3 protein-coding genes are annotated in these 2,178 nt (G+C 66.4%); 2 read left to right on the plus strand and 1 reads right to left on the minus strand.

The annotated features are described in order from the left end of the window. Positions 1-250, minus strand: a 250-nt coding sequence (locus tag BGN95_RS12970) for a hypothetical protein (protein ID WP_286772850.1), incomplete at its 3' end; no start/stop codon positions are given. 209 nt (positions 251-459) lie between these two features. On the opposite strand from BGN95_RS12970, the gene BGN95_RS12975 reads away from it, so the two are divergent. Continuing rightward, positions 460-1,554: an acyltransferase family protein gene (locus tag BGN95_RS12975; RefSeq protein WP_286772851.1), complete on the plus strand. Its 1,095-nt coding sequence runs from the start codon at positions 460-462 to the stop codon at positions 1,552-1,554. Then, positions 1,551-2,178 (plus strand): oligosaccharide flippase family protein (locus BGN95_RS12980; RefSeq protein WP_286772852.1); only part of this gene is annotated, 628 nt, incomplete at its 3' end. The genes BGN95_RS12975 and BGN95_RS12980, both read left to right, overlap by 4 nt.

The following is a 2,178-nucleotide window of genomic DNA, read 5'->3' on the forward strand; positions in this document are numbered from 1 at the left end:
CCATTCCCGCCTGCTCGGCGGCGATGCGCGCCGCCTGTTCCATTTCGCCCCATACCGATCCGCGCGCCGCCACCTGGTCGCGATCCTCCACCGTTTGATCCGATTGCCACTGCATCGTGGCCGGATCGACGTAGACGACCGCCGCCCGCGCCGGCACAGGCGATGCGAGCAGCGCCGTCATCAGCACCCCCTGCACCATTGCCGCCGCCTTGCCCACGCGCGCTTCCTCCTTGCCGGTATGGAATAGCACGATAATTAGCCTTCTTTGCAGCGCAGCACAAAATCAAATGTACCAACGCGGGGCAGTCCATCGGCCGTTTCGGGCGCTCGACCGCGCCACCGGGACGATATGCCGCGCGCCGCCGGCGAGCGGCGCTTGTACCCCGGCGGCGCGAATGGCAATGAATGACCGCGTATCGTCGCGCGCGGCCTGACCGGCGCCTGCAATCCGGAACCCGAGTGAACGCTACAACCCGTCTTGTCCCCACCGCCAACAACCTGACGCTGGTCCGCTTGGTGCTCGCCTCCGCGGTGATCTGGTCGCATTGCGTCTGGCTCGTCACGGGATCGGACATGAACGACCCGACGGTGATGCTGTTCGGGCAGCCGACCTCCGACTTCGCGGTCGACGGCTTTTTCTTTCTCAGCGGCTTCCTCGTGTACAACAGCTTGTTGCGGCGCGGCAGCCCGTGGGATTTCGCGCGCGCGCGGCTCGCGCGGCTGTGGCCCGGGCTGGCTGTCTCGGTGCTCGTCGTCACCGTGGCGGGCTATTTCATCGCCGGATTGCCGCTCGACCAATATCTGCGCGGCGATACCACGCGCTTCATCGTCGGCAATCTTTCGCTGACCAAGGGCCAATATACGCTGACCGGGGTCGCCGCTGCGGGCAAGGCGGTGACCATCAACGGGTCGCTATGGACGATCCCGTGGGAGGTGCGCTGCTATGTCATTCTGTTCCTCGCGGCGCTGCTGTCGCTGGCGCGGCCGATGCGGATCGTCCCGCTGCTCCTGCTGCCGTCGCTGATTTTCGCGCTGCTCTTCCATCTGCCGCCGATCCAGCATTGGGCGGGGCAGCATCTCAGCCCCGGGATCGTCTACAATCTGACGATTTTCGATCGGCTGTGGACGATGTTTGCGCTCGGCACCGCGGCGCTTGTCGTCTGGCCCTATCTGCGCCTGTCATGGTCGGTCGCGATCGCCGGGGTCGTCGTGCTGGCGCTTAGCGTCCAATGTTTCCCGATTCCGCACCTCGTCAGTCTCGTCACCGGCTATTGCGTCTTGTGCGCCGGCTTCCTGACCGGCTCCGGCTCCGCACGCTGGCCCGATTATAGCTACGGCATGTACATTTATGCCTTTCCGGCGATGATGGCGGTCCATGCGTTGTTCCCGACGCATTCGGCCGTCTTGCTCGCGCTGCTCACCGCCTGTGCCACGCTGCCGCTGGCGATGCTGTCATGGCATTTCGTCGAGCATCCGGTGCTCGAGCTGGTCAGGAACCGCCGGCGCCCCGCACCCGGCCTCCAGGTCGCGCCGGCGATCGAGCCCGGGCAATGACCGCATCGCTTCCCGATTCGGCGGCGCCGTCACCGGCGCCGCAGGTCAGCGGCCGCGCGGCCAGCGGCGCTTCGCTGCTGATGGTCGTCAACCTCATGTCGCGCGGGATCGGCATCATCAGCACCGCTGCGCTCGCGCGGCTGCTGACGCCGAACGATTTCGGCATCGTCTCGCTGGCGATGATCGTGGTCGAGTTCGCACAGATGCTGACCGACTTTCAGCTCACCAATGCGCTGGTCCGCTCGCCGCGGCGCGACGAGCATCTCTATGCCACCGCCTTCACGCTGGGGGTAATGCGCGGGGTGATCACCGCTGCGGGGATCGCGCTCGCCGCGCTGCCGGCGGGGGTGATGACCGGCAACGATCACGTCCGCAACGTGTTGCTGGTGCTCGCGCTCCAGCCGCTGATCGACGGCTGGCGCAGCCCGCGCATGGTCGATTACATCCGCGACATCGATTTCTCGCGCGAGGCGGTGGTCACGATCGTCGGGCGCATCGTCGCGGTGGCGATCATGGTGCTGCTCGCCGCGCTGACCCACAGCTATTGGGCGCTCGTCAGCGGCACGATCGTCGCCAGCCTGACGATGACGATCATGACGCATGTCATGCGGCCGTTCCGCCCGC

The organism is Sphingomonas sp. 66-10, assembly GCF_001897045.1.
Lineage (GTDB): Bacteria > Pseudomonadota > Alphaproteobacteria > Sphingomonadales > Sphingomonadaceae > Sphingomonas > Sphingomonas lycopersici.